General features: G+C 50.0%; 18 protein-coding genes, 1 pseudogene and 1 riboswitch. Of the genes and pseudogenes, 15 read left to right on the top strand and 4 right to left on the bottom strand.

The genetic code is table 11. From position 1 onward, the window contains the following. The first annotated feature begins 28 nt into the window (after nt 1–28). Both JCM10914_RS24145 and JCM10914_RS24140 read left to right on the top strand, forming a co-directional pair. On the top strand, nt 29–535 hold the full coding sequence (locus JCM10914_RS24145) for a GyrI-like domain-containing protein (RefSeq protein WP_023965761.1): 507 nt from the start codon (nt 29–31) through the stop codon (nt 533–535). A 41-nt stretch (nt 536–576) separates the two neighbouring features. Beyond that, nucleotides 577–756 (top strand): annotated as a pseudogene (locus JCM10914_RS24140) (pectate lyase); the annotation flags it as partial. Nucleotides 757–817: 61 nt separating this feature from the next. Here JCM10914_RS24140 and JCM10914_RS24135 read toward each other — a convergent pair. Together JCM10914_RS24135 and JCM10914_RS24130 are read right to left on the bottom strand one after the other, a co-directional pair. Next, nucleotides 818–1291 carry a GNAT family N-acetyltransferase gene (locus JCM10914_RS24135; protein ID WP_023965757.1) on the bottom strand — a complete coding sequence of 158 codons (474 nt, stop codon included), beginning with the start codon at nt 1289–1291 and terminating at the stop codon, nt 818–820. A 104-nt stretch (nt 1292–1395) separates the two neighbouring features. After that, complete coding sequence (locus JCM10914_RS24130; RefSeq protein WP_023965755.1) at nt 1396–2181, bottom strand: YheC/YheD family protein; 786 nt, start codon at nt 2179–2181, stop codon at nt 1396–1398. A gap of 163 nt (nt 2182–2344) precedes the next feature. Here JCM10914_RS24130 and JCM10914_RS24125 point away from each other — a divergent pair, with 163 nt between their 5' ends. The 3 genes from JCM10914_RS24125 to JCM10914_RS24115 are packed head-to-tail and all read left to right on the top strand — an operon-like array spanning nt 2345 to nt 5570. Next, complete coding sequence (locus tag JCM10914_RS24125) at nt 2345–3604, top strand: AMP-binding protein (RefSeq protein WP_023965753.1); 1260 nt, start codon at nt 2345–2347, stop codon at nt 3602–3604. Between the two features lie 5 nt (nt 3605–3609). Next, the gene (sbnA, locus tag JCM10914_RS24120) at nt 3610–4596 is read left to right on the top strand and encodes a 2,3-diaminopropionate biosynthesis protein SbnA (RefSeq protein WP_231638753.1); all 987 of its coding nucleotides are present in this window, start codon (nt 3610–3612) and stop codon (nt 4594–4596) included. A gap of 2 nt (nt 4597–4598) precedes the next feature. After that, nucleotides 4599–5570, top strand: a complete 972-nt coding sequence (locus JCM10914_RS24115; RefSeq protein WP_023965750.1) for an ornithine cyclodeaminase — start codon at nt 4599–4601, stop codon at nt 5568–5570. An 80-nt stretch (nt 5571–5650) separates the two neighbouring features. On the opposite strand, the gene JCM10914_RS30945 is transcribed toward JCM10914_RS24115, so the two are convergent. Further along, complete coding sequence (locus JCM10914_RS30945) at nt 5651–6079, bottom strand: AraC family transcriptional regulator (RefSeq protein WP_231638752.1); 429 nt, start codon at nt 6077–6079, stop codon at nt 5651–5653. Continuing rightward, nucleotides 6016–7911 carry a hypothetical protein gene (locus JCM10914_RS24110; RefSeq protein ID WP_023965746.1) on the bottom strand — a complete coding sequence of 632 codons (1896 nt, stop codon included), beginning with the start codon at nt 7909–7911 and terminating at the stop codon, nt 6016–6018. The genes JCM10914_RS30945 and JCM10914_RS24110 overlap by 64 nt, the downstream gene beginning before the upstream one ends. A gap of 360 nt (nt 7912–8271) precedes the next feature. Here JCM10914_RS24110 and JCM10914_RS24105 point away from each other — a divergent pair, with 360 nt between their 5' ends. From JCM10914_RS24105 to JCM10914_RS24060, 10 genes are all read left to right on the top strand, one after another. Next, nucleotides 8272–9180 carry a sugar ABC transporter permease gene (locus tag JCM10914_RS24105; RefSeq protein ID WP_023965744.1) on the top strand — a complete coding sequence of 303 codons (909 nt, stop codon included), beginning with the start codon at nt 8272–8274 and terminating at the stop codon, nt 9178–9180. 15 nt (nt 9181–9195) lie between these two features. Then, nucleotides 9196–10077, top strand: a complete 882-nt coding sequence (locus JCM10914_RS24100) for a carbohydrate ABC transporter permease (RefSeq protein WP_023965742.1) — start codon at nt 9196–9198, stop codon at nt 10075–10077. Between the two features lie 36 nt (nt 10078–10113). Continuing rightward, nucleotides 10114–11739 (top strand): extracellular solute-binding protein, encoded by a 1626-nt coding sequence (locus JCM10914_RS24095; RefSeq protein WP_023965740.1) that lies wholly within the window; start codon nt 10114–10116, stop codon nt 11737–11739. A 652-nt stretch (nt 11740–12391) separates the two neighbouring features. Then, nucleotides 12392–12558: riboswitch (FMN riboswitch) on the top strand. A gap of 139 nt (nt 12559–12697) precedes the next feature. Continuing rightward, on the top strand, nt 12698–13681 hold the full coding sequence (locus JCM10914_RS24090; RefSeq protein WP_036719923.1) for a DMT family transporter: 984 nt from the start codon (nt 12698–12700) through the stop codon (nt 13679–13681). Nucleotides 13682–14111: 430 nt separating this feature from the next. Further along, nucleotides 14112–15074: a sugar ABC transporter permease gene (locus JCM10914_RS24085; RefSeq protein WP_023965734.1), complete on the top strand. Its 963-nt coding sequence runs from the start codon at nt 14112–14114 to the stop codon at nt 15072–15074. Nucleotides 15075–15086: 12 nt separating this feature from the next. Next, on the top strand, nt 15087–15959 hold the full coding sequence (locus JCM10914_RS24080) for a carbohydrate ABC transporter permease (protein ID WP_023965732.1): 873 nt from the start codon (nt 15087–15089) through the stop codon (nt 15957–15959). Nucleotides 15960–16000: 41 nt separating this feature from the next. After that, nucleotides 16001–17626 carry an extracellular solute-binding protein gene (locus JCM10914_RS24075; protein ID WP_023965730.1) on the top strand — a complete coding sequence of 542 codons (1626 nt, stop codon included), beginning with the start codon at nt 16001–16003 and terminating at the stop codon, nt 17624–17626. An 89-nt stretch (nt 17627–17715) separates the two neighbouring features. Then, nucleotides 17716–18519, top strand: coding sequence for a Nif3-like dinuclear metal center hexameric protein (locus tag JCM10914_RS24070; RefSeq protein ID WP_023965728.1), 804 nt, complete (start codon nt 17716–17718; stop codon nt 18517–18519). Between the two features lie 35 nt (nt 18520–18554). Then, on the top strand, nt 18555–19229 hold the full coding sequence (locus JCM10914_RS24065) for a GntR family transcriptional regulator (protein WP_023965726.1): 675 nt from the start codon (nt 18555–18557) through the stop codon (nt 19227–19229). A gap of 63 nt (nt 19230–19292) precedes the next feature. Beyond that, nucleotides 19293–21365 (top strand): alpha-glucuronidase family glycosyl hydrolase, encoded by a 2073-nt coding sequence (locus JCM10914_RS24060; RefSeq protein ID WP_081739888.1) that lies wholly within the window; start codon nt 19293–19295, stop codon nt 21363–21365. Nucleotides 21366–21469 lie beyond the last annotated feature (104 nt).

The raw sequence follows: 21469 nt of genomic DNA, 5'->3' as shown, positions 1-21469 counted from the left end.
GTTATATCCATCTTAAGGAGGAAGCAGTATGAGTCAGAGTGATAAGAAGTACGGCGAAAGATCTATCAAGGTAGGTTCTGCCTTTCGTATTCTGGGTGTGGGTGTCAGAACGTCGAATGAGACAGAGGCTGGCCCACAAAGGAAAATCCCGCTATTGTGGGAACGATATTTTCGGAGTGGAACGCCCCGTTCATCATCCGACAAGGATTCATCGATTTACGCCCTATACACCGATTACGAAAGTGACGCGTCCGGCGCCTATACCTTGATTATCGGCCAGCAGATGGAGGAGGGAGAAGCGACATCATCCTCCGAGGCCTTGCTGGAGGCAGTCGTTCCTGCATCCAAATATTTAGTATTTCGGAGCAGACGCGGCCCCATCATGGAAATTGTACCTCAGCTGTGGTATGAAATTTGGAGTTATTTCGAGCATGCAGAGGAAACCAGGACGTTTACCGGAGACTATGAGTGCTATGACATGCAGACATTTGATCCGGAACATACGGTGGTTGACGTGTACATTGCAATCCAATAATGCTTAACCAACAAGGCAGCCCGATGGAGGGGCTGCCTTGGTTCAAAGTGGTTATGAACGTGGAGAACAGTGACATTTCCCAAGTGAAGGATGCCATTCTGAGAACGGACAGCGGCACAACGACGGGGCGGATCGTCAACACGCGGTATTCCGGCGTACCTACGCTGTTCAAAGGGTTTGCATCGGGCAATACGTCTCAATCCGGCAATACGCCGTATTGATATTGAAACGAACTAAAGCAAGACCCCTTAAGATTTCAACGTCTTAAGGGGTCTTTGTCTGTTAAGTAAATTTCTCCATTGTGATGAACGTATGGCTTCCATTAGAGAATGTCGCCGTTTGAACAAAACCAGCAGCTGTGTACAATGCGATGGCGCGGGTATTAAATTCAGCTACGGTTAACCGGAAGGATGGGGGATCGTGCAACTGCGAGATGGACTTCAGGACGAATGTGAAGAACTCACGCCCACGGCCCTGTCCCGTCAGAGCCGGAAGCATTCCAATGCCAAGATCGATTTGATTCTTATCATATACGCCCAGCTGGACACCTGCCGGTACTTGGGCGGCAACGCCGACACAGAAGAATCCGACCAGTTGACCCGTTTCATTCAATACGGCGGTATAAGGCTGCTCCAACAGCTCCTGCAACGACTCTTCATCTTCATCCTGATTATACAGATCATAGGGGGACTCGTACTTCCATTGCAGAATTTCTTTTGCGAGCGCTGTCGTCATCCCGGACGCTACATAAGACATGCGTACCACCTTCTCCTCACTACCTATAATTATAGTAACCATTGTACGTGAACAGGCATTATTAAGATAGCAAGAGATTCAATTCTTAATAGCCGTTTTTGATGCTATTCACCCTGTTTCGATTTCGTACAGTTAAGCGGATACCGCCTTCCGTATTTTTTGCCATAAGCTATGATTCGCTGAATCGTGGTTTGATCCTTCAATTTCGTAAACGGACATGGGTCGGGAAGTGTATTCACTTCGAGTATCCAGGGTGTGAGGTCTCGATCCATAGCTAGGTCGAGTCCGAGTTCGTTTAATGCCGGATAGGTCTGGCTCATTTGGGTAGCCACAGACAGCGCAATCCGATCGATCTCTTCCAGAAGTTCCTCTGTCCTGGATTCACTCGCATTCGCCCGAATCAGATGGTCCGCTGCGTAGATCGTACCGCCTTGACTGCCGTTAGTGACCGCTTTCCGCGGATGAGCGACGCGTCCTACCGTTCCGGTAGCTTCCCACTCCCGTGTGGGATTTCGCTGAATCATGACCCGCAGGTCGAAGGGACGATCTTCGTACGTTAACAGATGAATCCCTTGCTGGATTAAGTAGCGCTTGCTGCCGATCTGCTGGCTCAGGGAGCGGAACAATCCATCGAAAGTACGGAATGACGACGTCGTTACGCCGTTCTGATACGAAAATGCGGCCCCATCCTTCTCCACGCGCATGACGCCTTTGCCTTGTGAACCGACATCGGGTTTTACGTATACCATGCGGTAGCGCTTCAGCATGTCAAGCAGATGCCGACGAGAGAATAGCTTGGTAGCGGGAACGAACTTCGTTAATTCCTGCTGACGCTGCAGGAGCTTGGTTTTGGTCCATTTGCTTTTCACTGTGAACCGGGAGGTTTTCATTTGATGTACCTCATTTCTGGAGATATGGTGTTATTGTACGAAGCCGACGGTCAAAGTGTAACCGTGCGGCTTTTTTCCATAGGGGGAATCGAACGAAATGAAGGAAGCGACATAGACTATAGTCAGGGGTGGTGGACCCCAATCGGTTGAAGGGGGAAGCGAAGTGGGGGATTCCAATATTCTGCAGCAGGCCTTGGTCCGCTCCCGTCGTTATTTGCCATGGTATGAGGACTGGGCGCGGGCAAGCATCGGGGGAGCATTGGATGAAATGGCGCTGGAATTTGAGCTGATACCAGGGCTGGAGCGACTGCCACTGATGACACACGCCATACTGGAGGAGCAATACTATACAGACGACAATCCGCTGGCCGTTCGCAGCGACATCCATTATTATCGTACGTCCGGCACGAGTTCGGGTCGGCGCAAAGCGATCTATTACTCTGAAGCCGATGAAGAAGATTATGTTCGGGTGAAGCTCGAGGTGTACCGACAGATTCTTGGAGGGGATGCTTATCAATCAGCGCTGGCCGATATGGGTACCGGGCACGCCGAGGCAACGTCGATCGAAGTGTTCCGCAGATTGGGGATGCTCGCAGAGTCGATCCCTTTCCAAGCGCCGATTGCGCAACATCTCGAGCATCTTGAACAGTGCAGGCCTGAGGTCTTGTATACCATGCCCTCCATATTGGATCGCATCCTGAACGCTTCGAGCAACCCGGCCGCATATGGCATACGTCACGTCATACTAGTCGGCGAGATGGCTTCCCCCGCCTGGATTGAGCTCACCGCCACGCGGCTCGGAATCAGCGTGGATCATATCACGGATACGTACGGTTCCATCGAGATCGGTACGATTGCTTATTACTCCCATGAGCATGGACGCTATCTGCTGACGGACGGTTTGCTTGCCGAAGGGGTACGCCCGGAGCAACTGGACCCTGATTTGGAACCGCTGGTTAATGCAGAGGAATCCGTGCTCGTCCTAACATCGGCTCATCGAGAAGCGTTTCCCGCGATTCGATACGTTACCTATGATGTCGTGCGCGATTTGCGCCCGATTATGGTGAATGGAAGACTCCGCCAAAGCTTCAGCAGTATCGTCAAACGGATCGGACCTGATCTGAAGCATGGAGAGAAGATTAGCATCTATGATATTGAAAATGTCGTCCTGCGCCATCTCCATGCAGGCAGCGTTCGGGTGAAGGTGGCCCATAACGCCTTGATTATATACGTATTCCATTCCAAGGTAGAACCAGCGATATTACAGAAGATCAAGCACGATATTGAGCAGCAGATTCCCGAGATCGGCATGATGATCCAGTCCGGCATTCTTGGCGAAATCCAAGTGATTCGCGGGGATGAGGAGCTTGGATCTGGATCAGGCACGGCATCGGTTAAGCATAAAAAAATATGGTACGAGTAAGGAGAATGAGCTTGGAACTTCGAGACGGGATTGCCGGCGTGATTGGCGTCACCCCATTAATCCGCCTTAGTCGATTGTTTAACAACGATCCGTTCGATGTATACGGCAAGCTGGAGTGGATGAATCCCGGCGGCAGCACGAAGGATCGACCGGCGCTTCATATGCTTCGGGAGGCCATGCGCCGTGGCGAGATCACGCCGAGCACGGTCGTCATTGAATCCAGCTCAGGCAATTTGGGGATTAGCCTGGCACAACTATGCAACTACCTGGGACTGCGTTTCATCTGCGTCATCGATCCGCGTACAACGGAACAGCATCGGCGCATCATTCGCAGCTTCGGCGGGGAGATTGAGCTTGTCACCGAGCCCGATCCGCAGACGGGCGAATTTCTGCCGGCGAGAATTCAAAGAGTCGGCGAGCTGGTAAGTCAGCTGCCCCATGCCTACTGGACGAATCAATACGGCAATCCGGATAACTATTTGGCGCATAAGTATACGACCATGGAGGAGATGGCCGAGCAGCTAGGGGAAATGGATTATTTATTCTGCGGCGCGAGCTCATGCGGCACGATACGCGGCTGCCACGAGTATATCGCGGAGCGGGGCTGGTCCACGAAAGTTGTAGCCGTCGATGCCAAGGGCAGTGTTATATTCGGTGGCGAGAAAGGCCCGCGCAAATTGCCCGGCTTAGGTGCCGGCATCACGCCGCGTTTGTATCATGGGGACATCGCGGATCACGTAACGTATGTATCGGATCTGGATTGCATTCGAGGCTGCCGCGATCTGGTTACGCATGAATCGATTCTGGCCGGCGCTTCTTCCGGCGGAGTTATTGCCGCGGTTCAGCGGATGGCGGGCACGATCCCACGGGGCGCGGTCTGCGCGGTGATCTTACCCGATCGGGGGGAGAGGTATTTGGACACCGTATATAATGATCAATGGGTACAGAAGGAATTCGGGGTGGATTCGGTTTCTTTCTCAGATGGAGGATAGGTATGCTGTATTTACATGATGGACATATACGTGAGCTCGGGATGGATTGGAAAGCGCTGGTTGACTTGATGGAAGGTATCCTTAGGATCAAGGATAGCGGGGATAGCGTACATCCGTTGAAGCCCTATCTTCGCTTCCGTGCTCCGGAGAATCGGATCATTGCGATGCCTGCTTACGTCGGTGGAAGCGTCGATATGTCCGGCATCAAATGGATCGCAAGCTTTCCTGGAAATCGTCAGTTGGGCTTGCCAAGAGCACATAATACGCTGATTTTAAATCATACATCGACGGGAGAGCCGCTCGCCGTCCTCTATAGTGGCATGCTGAACGGAATCCGAACCGCTGCAGTAAGCGGAGTTATGCTCACAGCGTTCCAGGCGGCGAGACAATTAAAGCACGTTCGGGTTGGCATTATCGGCTGGGGGCCAGTCGGGCAGATGCACTTGCGAATGTGCAAGGCGCTGCTCGGGGATAGGCTGGAGCGCGTACGGCTGTACGATTTACAACATATCGACCCGCAGACCGTCCCTGCGGATGTGCGGAACATCACGGATATTGCAGATACTTGGCAGTCGGTCTACCAAGCTGCTGATATATTGATTACGTGTACCGTCTCGGAGAAGCGATATATCGATCAGAAACCGGCAGAGGGGATGCTGCTTCTACACGTGTCGCTGCGTGATTATACCACCGACAGTGTGGCCAATCTGAAGGCGATTGTTGTTGATGAATGGCAGGAGGTTTGCCGTGAGAACACGGACATCGAGCTGCTGCATCTAAATAATGGTTTGCAGGAGGCGGATGTGCTGACGCTTGCCGATATCGTATGCCGGGATGGGCTGAATGCCTTCGAGGGGCGTGAAACGGTATTCTTTAACCCGATGGGGCTCGCCGTATTCGATATCGGGGTAGCGAGCTATTATTACCAAAAAGCACGGCAACTTGGCATAGGCAACGTATTGGAGCAAGCATAATAGTTTCTCATAAGATAAGGGCATCCCATAAGATCCAAAATCTTGCGGGATGCCCTAGTTCCGTTGTCTGCTCTATGAATCTAACCGCTCGCATGCGAGTGCACGACATGCTGCCTGCGGTAGGCACCCGGGGTCATGCCGATCGTCTTCTTGAACGTCCGGTTGAAAGACGTAATATTCAAATATCCGACACGCTGGCTGATCTCGTTCACGGTTAAGTCCGTGTAGGCCAATAGTTCTCTGGCCTTGTTCATCCGAATACCCAGCAGATGTTCGCTGAAGTTGAGTCCGGTCTTCTCCTTTATATAGACGGAGAGATAGGCGCTGGAGAGATTCAGCTTGGCAGACAGGTAGTCAAGCGACAGATCATCGGCATACTGGTTGTGGATAATATTCATGAACATGGCGATCAGCGGTTCATCGCCCGTATCCTTCTTCTTGCGAATCAGGCGCAGGATGCCTCGATTAGTTGGCGGAAGACGCCTTCGTATTCCGCCAGGCTGTGGCATTCGGCCAGACGGGCGCTCCAATGTTTCAACGATTGGACGGAGGTCTTGTCAATCTGAGCCATCTCGACATAACTTAGAATCTTAGATGCAACCGAGTCGGCGAAGAAGCGGAATTGGGCGATGCCGGCTTCCTTCTTCTGCAAGGCGTCCAGCGCTTGTTCTATAATCTGCAGCGAGCGGCTATTGCTGCCGGACTGGAGTGCATCCAACAGTCCTTTTTCCTGGGATGGGCTCAGGTTAACGGTTGTCGGTAGTATGCGCTGAGCCGTGACAATCTGGGATTCCTCGAGCAGCGGTGCTTGTGCCGTCAATCCTTTGATCTGATGATATGCCTTATTGAAACTCGAGGAATCGCTCACTTGTGAGCTGACGGCGATGGTCACGAGGAATAGATTCTTCTCTTCGTTGAGCATGGCTTTGATTTCTTGCAGCAGCACCTCAAGGTTCGTTGCCTCTTCTCGTTTAAAAATGGATACGATTTCATTTTTCTCAATCTGAAACGTATGCGAGCCCGGATACCGCTCTGCCGTATGCAAATGGATATGTTCCAGCATATGGCGCACCGCCTGATCGCTTTGGAGCGGCAGTTCATAGACGGGATTCATACGGAAACGGATGTGGTACAGCACGACAATGAAACTTCCGTCATCCGAGAGGAAATCCTCCCATTCGCTAATATCCGTATTGATGCTCTTCAGTTGGCTAATATACGAATAGCTGGTCAGAACCGATTGGTGTTTGTCCATGCGTTCCCTGATCTCTTCTTTCTCGCGGACCAGCTCCTGAATCCGATTATGAATCAAGTCATATTCGGATATATGGGCGGAGTCGGAAGCTTGAACGGCCGGCTTGCGATTTAACACGGTTGTCAGTATTTGTTTGACCGGTCGATGCAATCTGCGGCTGAAGAAGTAGGATGCGGCTAAAGCAACGGCTACGGAGAGGCAGAAAATAAGTAATAAAGCGCCCGTAATCCGGCTAAGCTGCGCCGACACATGACTGTACGGAACGGAAGAGATATACGTGAATCCGTTCATATCGGTATCCATGAAATAATACGTCCCATCGTGCAGCATGGATTTCTGTCCATTGAATGCCGGGAGTTGCCGGAATGAATCTTGACCTGTGGCGTACAATACTTCGCCCGAAGTGTTCAGAATCGCGAGGGAGCGATCTCCTGATTCGCCGAAGAAGGACTGCGCGGCTTTGTCAATGTCAATCAAGGCGATGATCTCGTATGGACTCTCCGGTTGTTTGAATACGAACGGCATCAGTCTCTTCTGGGACAAATCGTGGTTAATCCGATATGTAGCTGATGGAAGCAGCGTGAAGGATTCCCGCTGGTTATTGTCATTTCTCCAGAACGAGTATGGATATTGCGCGCTGCTATAAGACCTGCCAAGCATATAGGATGCTTCGCCGCTGCCGGATTTGCTTAATACAAAATCGTGCTCCGGTAAATAAATGAGCGTATCTTCCAGGAAGAAGAGCGGGTTGTAGATATCGCTGCGCATTTGGAGCATTACATCACGAGCCTTCAAGTAATTCACTTCGGTGCCGAATTGATGGCGGAGCTGATTATTGAAACCGATCAGATCGGAGTGGTTATAAATATCGAACATCAGCACTTGCAATCTGCTGAACTGGTTCGAGAATCGTTCCATCGTATCCCGAACCGAGCGCTGGTTCGTTTCGATGATTTCTTTTTGCAGGCTGGTCTTGAACAACTGGAAGATCACCATATAGAACATGCCAAATAATACGATAATGGCCAGAAAGCTCAGAAAAATTTTGAGGAATAAGCTTTGACTTTTATTTCTGATCCAATTCATGATGACGCCCCCTTGTATTTTTTGCGTTCTATGGTCTTCCCACATTATATAGGACAAGTATTAAGAATCTTGTACTTCTCTGTAAATTCTTCGTAAGAACGGCATAGCAATATTTTAGATTATAGACATTGCTTTGGATTTCAGGTGATTTCGCCTGTACATCCAATGAGATGCGTCATATCCAAAGAACCGTCAATACCCCTCCCGGAGCGGAAGCCTTATGATGCAATCATGGACCACAGCACAAGTTAACACTGGCGAAAGTTGGTACAGAACATTAGACAGAAAGTGAGGGGATCGCCAATTTTACAACGACAACTGAGCAATGTGGAAGCGCATTCAACAATAGGCAAAAGAAGCATGTGGCAGCGAGCGCTTAAGCAGATGCGCAAAAACTGGCAGCTCTACGCCTTGTTCACGCCGGTCCTGATCTATTTCATCGTATTCCATTATGTGCCCATGTACGGAGTACAGATTGCGTTCAAGGACTTTATTGCGAACCGGGGCATCATGGATAGTCCTTGGGTCGGATTCAAACACTTCGAACGCTTCTTCAACAGCTTCTATTTCTGGCGCATCATTAAGAATACGATGGGCATTGGACTTTATGAGCTGATCGTCGGATTTCCGATTCCGATCATACTGGCACTGATGATCAATGAAGCGAGATCGAGTAAATTCCGGCGTTTTGTCCAGACGGTAACCTATGCACCCCATTTCTTATCCACGGTAGTCGTGGTCGGTATGATCATGATGTTCCTGTCACCGGTCAGCGGCCTCGTCAATAATGTCATCACCTCCTTTGGTGGAGAGCCGATTGCCTTTATGACAGAGCCTTCGTGGTTTAAGAGCATCTATGTCTGGTCCGGCGTCTGGCAAGGCATGGGCTGGAGTTCAATCATCTACCTGGCAGCTCTCGCCGGCATTGATCCGCAGCTGCATGAAGCGGCTAAGGTCGACGGAGCAAGCTGGTTGCGGCGGATATGGCACATCAATCTGCCGGGAATCGCACCGACGATGACGATTCTGCTGATCCTGAACATCGGCTCCATACTGGGCGTAGGCTTCGAGAAGATCTTCCTGATGCAGAATTCATTGAATATGGAAGCATCGGACGTCATCGCCACGAACGTGTATCGAAGCGGGATCTTGGGAGCGCAGTACAGCTTCTCGGCCGCGGTAGGATTGTTCAACTCCATCGTGAACTTCATCATGCTGATTACCGTCAACCGAATTGCACGCAGAGTCAGCGAGAACAGCCTATGGTAAGGAGGATGATGGCGTATGCCCCAAAGCCGAAGTGAGCGGATAGCTGGTATATTTATCTACATTATACTCTCTTTTATCACGCTCCTTGTACTGTATCCATTATTTTTTGTATTGATTGCTTCGATCAGTGCACCCGAGACGGTGATGCGCGGAGAAGTATGGTTATGGCCCAAAGAATTGTCGTTTGTCGGATATGAGCGCTTGTTTGCCAATTCGGAGTTGATGAACGGATTCTTAAATACGCTGCTCTACACGACGACCGGTACGGCGCTTAATCTCGTCATGACGATATGCGCGGCATATCCGCTATCCCGGACGGATTTCAAAGGCAGGAACGCCTTCACGCTGCTGATCGTCTTCACGATGTTCTTCAGTGGGGGGATGATTCCAAACTACTTGCTGGTGAAGCAGCTCGGCATGCTGGATAGCATCTGGGCGATGATTATTCCATCAGCGGTTTCGGTATGGAACATCATCATTATGCGTACGTTCTTTCAAAATTCCATCCCCAAGGAGATGCAGGAGGCGGCTTTCATCGATGGCGCATCGAATATGCGCGTGCTGATGCGGATCGTGCTTCCGTTATCCGGACCGATTCTGGCGGTCATGATCTTGTTCTACGCGGTGGGTCACTGGAATTCATATTTTACCGCGCTGATCTATTTATCCGATCGTGCCAATTATCCGCTGCAGTTGTTCCTGCGTGAAATTTTGGTCCAAGGTCAAATGCAGGAGATGGTGGATATCAGCGACGATTCGCTGGCGCGCAGCCTGATGGATGCCGAAGCGATCAAATATGCGGCGGTAATCGTGACGAATCTGCCGATGCTGATGCTGTATCCGTTCTTGCAGAAGTATTTTGTCAAGGGTGTCATGATTGGTGCAATTAAAGGTTAGTTCGAGTCATGCGAAGAATAAAGGGAGGAAACATTGATGACGTTGAAAAAATGGACGACACTAACACTTACGGCGGTGCTTGCGGCAGGATTGCTTGCAGGTTGCAGCGGTGGAGGAAATAACGAGGGAAGCACGGGAGAAGGCAGCGAAGCAGCGCAATCGAACCTTAACGAAACAGGCTTCCCGATTGTGAAAGAACCAATCGACCTGACCTTCTTCACAGGTAAATCCCCTACGAACGGCAGCAAGTTCGAGAATACGCTCGTCTGGAAAACCTATCAGGAGATGTCCAACGTGAACGTGACTTGGAATCTGATCCCGTTCGAAACCTTGACGGAGAAGCGAAACTTGGCCTTGGCCGGCGGTGATTATCCGGATGTCTTCTATTCTGCTCGCGTAAGTTCTGCGGAATTGACTCGTTATGGAGAGCAGGGGGTATTCATTCCGCTGAATGATCTAATTGACAAGCATGCACCAAACATTAAGAAGCTGATGGAGGAGTACCCGGATATTAAGAAAGGCTTGACGATGCCGGACGGCAATATTTACTCCCTGCCATCCTTCTATGATCCGGCGCTGCTGTCCATGCTGATTGGAACGCCGCTCTGGATTAATCAGGATTGGCTCACGGAGCTTGGGATGGAGGAGCCTCAAACCACCGATGAGTTCTATGCGTATTTGAAAGCAGTGAAGGAGACGGACCTGAACGGAAACGGAAAGAACGATGAAATCCCATATGGCGCAACGGGAATTACGGGCATCATCGATCACCTGAAAGGATCCTGGGGACTTGGAACCAGCGGTCTCGGCCACAAATTTGTAGACGTTGATCCTGCTTCAGGCAAACTTCGCTTCACGAAGGCAGATCCGAAGTACAAGGAGATGCTTGAGTTCATCAACAAGTTGTATGCTGAGGGACTGCTCGATAAAGAAATCTTTACAATCGAGGGCGGCGCGCTGAATGCCAAGGGTCAGGAAGGCTTGCTCGGATCGACGGTTGTGCCGAATCCGGAGACGGTTATGGGCCGTAAAGAATATATCGGTCTTGGCGCCTTAAAGGGGCCACATGGCGATCAATTGTATTCTCATGTCAAAGTTCCGCTCGTACACGTAGGCGCATTCGCGATGACGGATAAGAATCAGAATCCGGAAGCGACTATCCGCTGGATGGACCACTTCTACGGTGATGAAGGTGCACAGTTCTACTTCATGGGCAAGGAAGGCGAGACATATAACAAGAACGCGGAAGGTCAACTGGAATACGTGAAGGAAATAACGGAGAACGCTGACGGGCTGACTCAGGATCAGGCGATGGCGAAATACTTCACCTGGCTTGGCGGCAGCTACCCGGGACTCGTACGCGAGCAGTGGTTCAAAGGTTCGGAGACGCTTCCTACAGCGATGGCGGCTGCCGAGAAAGCTGAACCGAATGCGGTCAAGGAAATCCTGTATAACTTCAACTATACGATTGAAGAGACCGACATTATGTCCTCCATCGGTAAGGATATTCAGGATTATGTAACGGAGATGGAAGCCAAATTCGTCAACGGTTCCGCGTCCTTCAGCCAATGGGATGAGTATGTGAACACGCTGAACAAGATGGGACTTGATCGGTACATGGAAGTGTATCAAGCCGCATATGATCGTTACCGCGCAGAATAGGTAAGAGGAAGCTGAGGCGCGTTGTGGATATATCCGCAGCGCGCTTTTTATTTATTATGGTGAAATATCCCAGGAGTATGATAAGATCGAATTACGATGATGGGTCAATGTTCTATGGGTGAGGGGCTTATGAGATGGAGACTAAAAGCGAAGCCGATGTACAAACGAATGAAAAACATGAAAGACCTCAGGTGAATACAAGCATTTATACGATACCCAGAGGCTGATGTGGCTGCTAAAGCCGAGACGAAGGTACAACTCCAGCAAAAAAATCGAGTGGATCGTGGAGTGGTTGATCAAGGGATTTCTTGTTTTTTGGGCATACACCTTTGTGCGGGCGATCATCATCCTCATCCTCGGTACCATGAGGCATTATGGAGTCATTGAATGAAGCCGTTGACTGTTAGAGTCACGGCTTTTGTTGTGTAACGAGAAATACCAATCATTTATTGTGGTAACAAAATAATACTTGCTATATAATTATCAGTGTGAAATGCTCATACAGGTGAATTTACCATTGTAACTTAAATTTATTTCGTATATTGTGAAAAAAGATGTATTTACATGAAACAATTCATGCTATAATTTCAATATTACTACTAAGTTTATTGGAATTATCGGTATATTTTTCTTTTAAAAATAAAACATGAATATGGATCTTCGGGGTAAGGTGAAATTCCTGACCGGCGGTGATGCTTCTATCTTGAATGAGATGAGGCTCAGCCCGCGACTCGCTAAGTTTGCGATTGAAGCGAACCTAGCGACTGACTTGGTGCAATTCCAAGGCCGACGGTAAAGTCCGGATGGGAGAAGATCAAGAATGAGTTTGTCTTGGCGCGCGATTTTTGTGCATCCCATGCAAGCTTATTTGATCAGCCCCCGTACACATCGACTTTCGTCGATTGGCGGGGGCTTTCTGCTAGTAAGACCTCCGTATTCAAGACAAGGGGAGAGCAAGATGGGTAATGTTAATACCGGGACTCAAGTCGGGTCCTACAATGCTGATGCAGAGGCAAAACGGCGTGCACGAGGAGGATTTTGGCTTGTTGTGCTCGGTGCTGCCTTATGGGGCGCGGACCCGTTATTCAGGGTCATCCTCCTTAAGAACTTAAGTTCCGCGCAAATTGTGCTTCTGGAGCATATCATCATCGCGCTCATCGCGATTCCGGTTCTGTGGAAGAACCGATTGGAATTAAGGGGGCTTGGCTGGCGGCATGTCGGTGCGCTGCTGTTCATTTCATGGGGCGGTTCCGCCCTGGCCACCGTACTATTTACGATGGGACTGTCAAGCGGGAATCTCAACGCAGTGCTGTTGCTGCAGAAGCTGCAGCCGCTCTTTGCCATCATTCTGGCGAGCCTGCTCTTGAAGGAGAAACTGCCGCGTCACTTTGGAAAATTGCTGGTTGTAGCCCTTGCAGGTACGTATATGCTAACCTTCGGCTTTACGTTGCCGATCGGGCATTGGAATGAATTTATCCAAGTCGGCAGCCTCTTGTCACTGGGGGCGGCGGCGCTATGGGGCGGCTCTACGGTCATGGGGCGCCTGATGGTCGGCAAGCTGAAATATGAGACCGTCACCTCCTTGCGATTTGTGCTTGCGCTGCCGCTATTGACCATCATTACCTGGACCGAAGGAGCAGCTTGGAATATGCCGAGCTTCGGCACGGGTGAATTTGCCCTCGTGTCCTTGAATCTGATTGGCCAAGCGCTCTTGCCGGGGCTGCTAAGCTTGCTGGTCTATTATAAAGGCTTGACCACAACCAAGGCTTCCGTGGCCACGTTGGCCGAGTTGAGTTTCCCAATGGTCGGCGTGCTGATCAATTGGATCGTCTTCCAGCAGATGGTTACTGGACCCCAATTACTCGGATTTCTTCTAATTTGGGTCGTATTGTTCCTAATATCCAGACAACAATCGGCATCTGCGCCGCCGATCCAGTCTTGATTATGGTTTTATAAGGATGGGAGTCTCTTTTCTCGTTTGTGGGTAGGCGTTGAGCTATGACAGACGCGAGAAAGGAGGCTCTCTTTATTCATGCCCCAATTTATTTCTAAAAAATGTATTGAAATTATCCAATGCGTCCTTTACAATAAACCCAACTACCATACTAGTTATACTAGTATACAAATTATGATTTCCTACATAACCATGAAGAGGCGTGATACCTCCGTTCGATCTGTCAGTGAATTCTCAGGAAGTCTAATTTTATCCGCATGAATGAAAGCGCTTAACAGTAGAGGAGGGACGCGTGATAAGAAGCTGATGTAGAGAATAGGAGTTTGTTGCTGACGGGATTTCCATAGAATATTATTTTCGAATCACATATTTGAAAGCGGTTTCTATAGAGGCCTTACGGATTGGAGTGATTACGACATTGGAGCCGAAACTTGCAAACGAGCCTTTTGAGACATCTCGAGAGGTTAAGAGATCCAAGCTGAAGACGGTAGCAACGCTAATCCGGAAAGATTGGCAGCTGTATTCCCTGTTAGTATTGCCGATTATCTATCTGTTGATCTTTAAGTACGGTCCGATGGTCGGGAATGTGATTGCGTTTAGACGTTTCATGCCGGGTGGCAATATTTACGGTGAGAGATGGGTTGGACTGCATTACTTTAAGATGTTTATCCATGATCCGGCGTTCTGGAACGTATTCACCAATACACTGCTACTCGGCGCATTATCGCTGCTCTTCACGTTCCCGATCCCGATTATCTTTGCACTGCTATTGAATGAGGTGAAGAACAAGCGGTTCAAGAAGTTCGTGCAGACTGCTTCATATCTGCCGCATTTCCTGTCGATTGTTATCGTGGCCGGAATGATTCTGCAATTGACTTCAGTCAACGGCTCGATTAATTCCCTGGTCGATTTCTTTAATGGGGAACGAATCAATTTCATGCAAAAAGCCGAATGGTTCCGAACGATCTATATTTCCTCGGAAATATGGCAGGGGATGGGCTGGGGTGCCATTCTATACCTTGCGGCGCTGACCACCATTGATGAGTCCTTGTACGAGGCGGCAAGAATTGACGGGGCAAATCGCTGGAAGCAGACATTATTCGTTACGATCCCGGGCATCCTGCCAACGATTGTGACGCTGCTTATTCTGAATATGGGGGCCTTCCTTGCGGTCGGATTTGAGAAAATCTTGCTGCTGTACAACCCGCTGATCTATCAGACGGCCGATGTTATCTCGACGTATCTGTACCGGGTCGGCCTTGTATCGAACAACTTTAGTTATGCTACTGCGATCGGACTGTTTGAGTCCATCATCGGGCTCATCTTGGTAGTTACCGTAAATGCGGTTTCCCGCCGCTTGACGGAGCGAAGCTTATGGTAAGGGGGAGGACATATGAGGGAGTCAATATCCTATAAAGTATTCAAAGTATGCAACGTTATCATTCTGCTGTTTGTCGTCTTCATTACGCTGTACCCCTTCCTGAACGTAGTGGCCCAGTCCTTCAGCAGCGAGTCCTACATTAATTCGGGCAAGGTCAATCTGATTCCGCGAGGATTCAATCTGGATACGTACCGTACGGTAACTAAGGACATGATGTTCTGGACTAATTATAAAAATACCGTGGTTTACAGCATAGTCGGGACGGCGATCTCTATGTTCCTGACCACGATCTTCGCTTACGCATTATCCAAGCGTCGTTTGGTGGGGCGCAAGTTCCTGACGCTGTTCGCCGTATTCACGATGTTCTTCAACGGGGGCCTGATTCCAAACTACGTGTTAATCAGCAGCCTCGGATTCAGCAACTCGATTTGGGCAATCGTTATTCCGGGAGCCATTAGCATCTACAATATGCTGATCATGAAATCATTTTTCGAGAATATGCCCGAAGAACTGGAGGAAGCAGCAGCCATTGATGGACTGAATACGTATGGCATGCTATTTCGGATCGTGCTTCCGCTTAGTAAAGCGGTGATCGCCACGATGGTGCTCTTCTATGCTGTCGGACACTGGAATTCCTGGTTTCCAGCGTTCCTCTACCTGGATCAGAAAGAATTGTTCCCGGTTACGATCTATTTGCGGAATATGATTGCCGGGGCAACGGGCGTTACGTCTGCTGGAGCGACTTCGGCGGATAATCTGACCCAGATCTCGGCCAATATCAAATCGGTAACCATGGTGCTCACGATCCTGCCGATTCTAACGATCTATCCGTTCGTGCAGCGGTATTTCGTTACGGGCATTATGCTTGGCTCCGTCAAACAGTAAGCAGTCAGTAATCAGAAAAATGAATTAGGGGGAAATGAGATATGTTGAGCAATTCTCGTCCATTGATCGGTAAAGCTTTCTTGTTATCGTTAATGATTGTCGTATTGGCGGCATGTAACAGTAATAATGGCGGAAATAAGTCAGAGATTAATGATGATGCCGCTATGGCTTCCTATGGAGTAGGCGATACATTCAAGGCGACTGAGCCGTTTGATCTCACGATCCTGTACAACGATAATCCTGCTTATCCCTTCAATAAGGATTGGATGCTGTTTACCAAGCTGCAGGAAATCACGAACGTAACGTTAAAACCGACCATCGTACCGATGAGCGACTATAGCCAGAAGCGCAGCTTGTTGATCAGCTCTGGCGAAGCACCGCTCATTATTCCGAAGACATATCCAGGAGAAGAATCAGCGTTCGTCGCATCAGGCGCCATTTTGCCGGTTAGCGATTATATTGATCTGATGCCGAACTTCAAGGATAAGATCGAGAAATGGGATATGGAGAGCGAACTGGAAGGCCTCCGTCAAGAAGACAAGAAATATTATGTGCTGCCGGGATTGCACGAGGCAATATGGCCCGACTATACGCTGATCGTTCGGACCGATATTTTCGAGAAGCACAACATTGCGATTCCAACGACTTGGGATGAGCTGTACACGGCGATGAAGCAGTTGAAGGCAGAATATCCGGATATCACGCCGTTCTCAGATCGCTTCAAGTTCAACAGTACACTAAATGTTGCTGCAACCGGGTTTAACACCAAGGGCGGATGGGGCTATGGCAGCGGCTTAACTTATAAGGAGGATCAAGACGAGTTTGTATACACGGCCACCACGGATGAATACAAGGAGATGCTGGCGTATTTCCATAAGCTTGTAGCGGAAGGACTTCTTGACAAAGAAAGCTTTACCCAGGATGACGACCAAGCCGTGCAAAAATTCGTATCGGGTAAGTCCTTCATCATTAACGGGAACTCCCAGACCGTCGTTATGCATCGGAATGATATGGACAAAACGCTGGGTAAAGACAATTATGCCATCCGTAAAATCACGGTTCCAGGCGGTCCAGCCGGCCAATTGATGTCAGGCGGACGGTTCGAGAACGGTGTCATGATTACGTCCAAAGTGAAAGAAAGCCCGAACTTCAAAGCCATCATGCAATTCATCGACTGGCTCTACTATAGCGATGAAGGCCAGGAGTTTGCGAAATGGGGGGTTGAAGGCGTGACCTTCACGAAAGAGAATGGCGTGCGCAAACTCATGGACGACATCAATTACAATGGATTGAATCCGGCGGGAACGAAGGATCTTCGCATCGAGAACGGTTTCTCGGGCGGTGTGTTTGCATACGGCGGAACGACGGAACTGCTGCAATCGATGTTTAGCGAAGAGGAGCAGGTATTCCAGAAGAACATGCAGGAAGTGAAGACCGTGGTCAAACCTGAGCCGCCAATCCCATACACGGTGGAAGAACGCGAGCGGGTAACCTTGCTGAGTACACCGCTGAAAGATTATACGGACCAGAATACGTTCAAGTTCATTCTGGGCGACCGTGATTTAGCAGAATATGATAAGTTTATTGCAGAGCTGCAGAGCCAAGGCGTTGACCAATACTTGGACATCGCCAATAAAACATATAAAACTTATAAAGAGCAGAAATAACTGTCGTATTAACAGGCTGCCTTTCGCTAAGAAAAGGCAGCCTGTTGTTCATTAAGCGGTGGTACGTAGAGAACGGAGGCTGCACCCCATTGAATATTACGGTACAGGATGTCATGGCTCATTTAACCGAATCCATATGTTTGCCTGAATCGACGGTTGACCGATTGATCAGCGGTACTCCAGCGGATGAAGTGCAGGGAATCGCCGTCATGTGGCTGGCTAGTTATGCTGCCATTCAGCAGGCGCTTCAACTCGGCGCGAACCTGATGATTACGCACGAAGGCGTATTCTACAGCCATCATGAGACGGCAGAGGATGAGGAACATGAGCTGAACCCGGTCTATCGGGAAAAATTAGACTGCATTCAGTCCGGCAAGCTGTCCATCTATCGTTTCCACGATGCTCCCCACCGTTACGTGCCGGATATCATCACCCGTGGTTTAGTGGCCACGCTCGGATGGGAGAATGAAGCCATGTATCCTCTTGCTACGGCAGCTACGGTGGCGCTTCCCGAGGAGAGATCGCTGCGGGATATCATCAATCATGTCAGACGAGCGCTGGACCTGCCTTACGTGCGTTTCGTCGGAGATCTGGACTCTCGCTGCAGCAGAATCGGCGTAACGGTCGGGTATCGGGGCGGTGGCGCCCATGCTATACCGCTGCTGCGCGAGCAGAAGCTCGACCTGCTCATCGCAGGCGAAGGACCAGAGTGGGAGACATCGGAATATATTCACGATGCGGTGTCGCTGGGCCGCCGCCAATCTTTACTCTTACTTGGTCACGCCGCCAGTGAGGATCCCGGCATGGCGCTTGTCGCCAAGAAACTGCAAGCGGCTTTTCCCGACGTGCCGGTGCATTATATTTCTTCCGAGCCGCGGATTCAGGTATTATAGAGATCAAAGAGTATAGGAGAAAGAGGTAACGATATATGTCAACGGAGCAAAAGATTAAAGGCTCTACCCGGGAATATTCCTATCAGTTATTGAAGGAACGGATATTCCATCTAGAGCTGGAGCCGGGCACGAAAATTTCGGAAAAGGAAATCGCGGATGAACTGAACGTTAGCCGCACGCCCGTGCGAGAGGCTTTCATGAAGCTGGCGGAGGAGGAATTGCTGGACATTATCCCGCAGAGCGGGACGATCGTGTCGCGAATTAATCTAAGGCATGTCGAGGAAGGCCGCTTCATTCGGGAGAAGATCGAGAAAGAGATTGTCTCGCTCGCTTGCACGCAATTTCCGGAAGAGTACCGCTTCCGACTGGAAACCAATATTGCCCTGCAAGATATATGTGCGGTGAATCACAATTTCCATAAACTATTTGAGCTGGATGAGGAATTTCATCAGATCTTGTTCGAGGGTACGCGCAAGGAGAGAACCTGGAAGATGCTGCAACAACTGAACATCCACTTTAATCGGTTAAGGTTGCTGCGTCTGTCGAAAGACTCGAACTGGGGAAATATTATCTCGCAGCATAAAGAGTTGTATCAGATGATTGTCAATCAAGAAGCGGAGCAGGCAAGACAAGTGATGGAGGATCACCTGCGGCTTGTCGTCGTGGAGCAGGATATTCTGCGTGAGAAATACCCGCACTATTTTATATAGAATATTCGGTACCCATGTTTGCCCCAACCTATGAGGGAGATGGCTTAAATCTTGGATCCATTTATGTTCACGTTGCCGTATTCGGAGGCCGATCCGTGTTGGCTGCGCTACGATCGAAAGCTCTCATTAGAAGAAGTCCCGTGTCTATCGAGAATCTCGGTATCCGAGTCCTCTGACTGTATCACTTCGGCGATTCATGAGTTGCGCTACGCTATAGGCAAAATGACTGGAAGAGTTCCTGTGGTGGACTATAAAGATGAAGACATAGCGTTAACATCCGCGGTCCGTCTTGTAAGCGCGGCCCGGGCATCCACTTTGCCCGACGAGTTCACCGCAAGCGGCCTGTTGGAATCGCTGGGCGATGAAGGGTATAGCCTAAAGCGTCTCACGCGAGGCGAGCAGGATATTCTCTATATCGTTGGCTATAGCGACAAGGGCTTATTGCATGGAACGTTTCACCTGCTTCGACTGCTGCAGTCCGGGGATTCCATTTCATCGCTGGATGTGACTGAGCGGCCGCGGAATCGACTGCGCATGATGAATCATTGGGATAACATGGATGGTTCTATCGAGCGGGGATATGCAGGGAAGTCGATCTTCTTCCAAGACAACGGTTTTGTCGAAGAGGATGGACGGATTCGGGATTATGCACGGCTGATGGCTTCCGTAGGGATCAACGGAATTTCCATTAACAACGTCAATGTTCATGAAGTAGAGACCAGACTCATTACGGCGGCGGAATTGCCGAAGGTCGCCCGGATTGCAGGCATCTTCAGAGCCTATGGAATCAGGCTGTTCCTCAGCGTGAACTATGCCAGCCCGATGCAGCTTGGTGGCCTTGCAACGGCTGATCCGCTTGATCGTGATGTACGGGAGTGGTGGAGCAGGACGGCAGCGGAGATATACGGTCAGGTTCCCGACTTTGGCGGAATCGTGGTGAAAGCGGACTCCGAGCATCGACCCGGTCCTTTTACGTACAACCGCACCCATGCCGACGGCTCGAACATGTTGGCAGAAGCGCTGGCTCCTTACGGCGGCATCGTGATCTGGAGATGCTTCGTCTATAACTGCATGCAGGATTGGCGGGACCGGACGACTGACCGGGCACGTGCGGCGTATGACCACTTCAAACCGCTCGATGGGCAGTTCCGGGAGAATGTGATCCTGCAGATCAAGAACGGCCCGATGGATTTTCAAGTGAGAGAGGCCGTATCGCCCTTGTTCGGCGCGATGCCGGATACGAATCAGATGCTGGAGCTTCAGATTACGCAGGAATACACGGGCCAGCAGCGGCATTTATGTTATCTCGTTCCGCAGTGGAAAGAGATATTGGATTTCGACACGTACGCCAGCGGTAGCGGTTCCGAGGTGAAGAAGGTCGCTTCCGGCGAGTTGTATGAGTATTCTCATAGCGGGATTGCGGCTGTAATCAACGTCGGGGACGATCGGAATTGGACGGGCCATGCACTGGCACAGGCGAATCTGTACGGATACGGGCGACTGGCTTGGAATCCGGATACCGAGGAAACGCAGATCACGGAGGAATGGGTGAAGCAGACTTTCGGCAGTCATCCCTTAGTCATGGAGCTTATCAACTCCATGCTTACGGATTCCTGGCGTATTTACGAGAATTATACGGCTCCGCTCGGCGTGGGCTGGATGGTGAATCCAGGCCACCATTACGGACCGAACGTGGACGGTTATGAGTATTCGGTGTGGGGCACGTATCATTTTGCCGACCTGCACGGGATGGGAGTCAATCGTACGCTCAAGGACGGTACGGGCTACACAGGCCAGTACTTCCCGGAGAATGCGGCACGTTATGAATCGCTTTACACCTGTCCGGACGATCTCCTGCTCTTCTTCCACCATGTGCCGTATACGCATCAGCTGAAATCAGGTAAAACCGTTATTCAGCATATTTACGATTCCCACTTTGAAGGTGCGGTGGGGGCGGAGTCCCTTGTGGAGCGCTGGATTCAACTGGAAGGATTGGTAGAGCCGGATCGTTATGATACTGTCTTGAAGCGGCTTCTTCATCAAGCTGACCATTCGAAAGAATGGAGGGACATCATTAATACGTATTTCTTCCGAAAGTCAGGCATCGGTGACGAGCAGAACCGGCAGATCTTTTAATGATCGTGTGACCAACACCTCAACTCTATGACAATAAGATGGAATGAACCCGTCTCTGGTTTCACGGTTTGGATCGTGAGCTGGATGCGGGTTTTTTCTCGCAT

Origin of the sequence: Paenibacillus sp. JCM 10914 (genome assembly GCF_001315105.1) — a bacterium.
In the GTDB taxonomy this organism is placed as follows: domain Bacteria; phylum Bacillota; class Bacilli; order Paenibacillales; family Paenibacillaceae; genus Paenibacillus_AQ.
This window is presented reverse-complemented; position numbering and strand designations above follow the sequence as displayed.

Coding starts and splice junctions, on each gene's coding strand:
- JCM10914_RS24060 (WP_081739888.1), top strand. CDS start 19,293: ATGTTCACGTTGCCGTATTCGGAGGCCGATCCGTGTTGGCTGCGCTAC.
- JCM10914_RS30945 (WP_231638752.1), bottom strand. CDS start 6,079: ATGCCACAGCCTGGCGGAATACGAAGGCGTCTTCCGCCAACTAATCGA.
- JCM10914_RS24145 (WP_023965761.1), top strand. CDS start 29: ATGAGTCAGAGTGATAAGAAGTACGGCGAAAGATCTATCAAGGTAGGT.
- JCM10914_RS24130 (WP_023965755.1), bottom strand. CDS start 2,181: ATGAAAACCTCCCGGTTCACAGTGAAAAGCAAATGGACCAAAACCAAG.
- JCM10914_RS24115 (WP_023965750.1), top strand. CDS start 4,599: ATGCTGTATTTACATGATGGACATATACGTGAGCTCGGGATGGATTGG.
- JCM10914_RS24075 (WP_023965730.1), top strand. CDS start 16,001: ATGTTGAGCAATTCTCGTCCATTGATCGGTAAAGCTTTCTTGTTATCG.
- JCM10914_RS24080 (WP_023965732.1), top strand. CDS start 15,087: ATGAGGGAGTCAATATCCTATAAAGTATTCAAAGTATGCAACGTTATC.
- JCM10914_RS24065 (WP_023965726.1), top strand. CDS start 18,555: ATGTCAACGGAGCAAAAGATTAAAGGCTCTACCCGGGAATATTCCTAT.
- JCM10914_RS24100 (WP_023965742.1), top strand. CDS start 9,196: ATGCCCCAAAGCCGAAGTGAGCGGATAGCTGGTATATTTATCTACATT.
- JCM10914_RS24135 (WP_023965757.1), bottom strand. CDS start 1,291: ATGTCTTATGTAGCGTCCGGGATGACGACAGCGCTCGCAAAAGAAATT.
- sbnA (WP_231638753.1), top strand. CDS start 3,610: ATGAGCTTGGAACTTCGAGACGGGATTGCCGGCGTGATTGGCGTCACC.
- JCM10914_RS24110 (WP_023965746.1), bottom strand. CDS start 7,911: ATGAATTGGATCAGAAATAAAAGTCAAAGCTTATTCCTCAAAATTTTT.
- JCM10914_RS24105 (WP_023965744.1), top strand. CDS start 8,272: ATGTGGCAGCGAGCGCTTAAGCAGATGCGCAAAAACTGGCAGCTCTAC.
- JCM10914_RS24090 (WP_036719923.1), top strand. CDS start 12,698: ATGGGTAATGTTAATACCGGGACTCAAGTCGGGTCCTACAATGCTGAT.
- JCM10914_RS24095 (WP_023965740.1), top strand. CDS start 10,114: ATGACGTTGAAAAAATGGACGACACTAACACTTACGGCGGTGCTTGCG.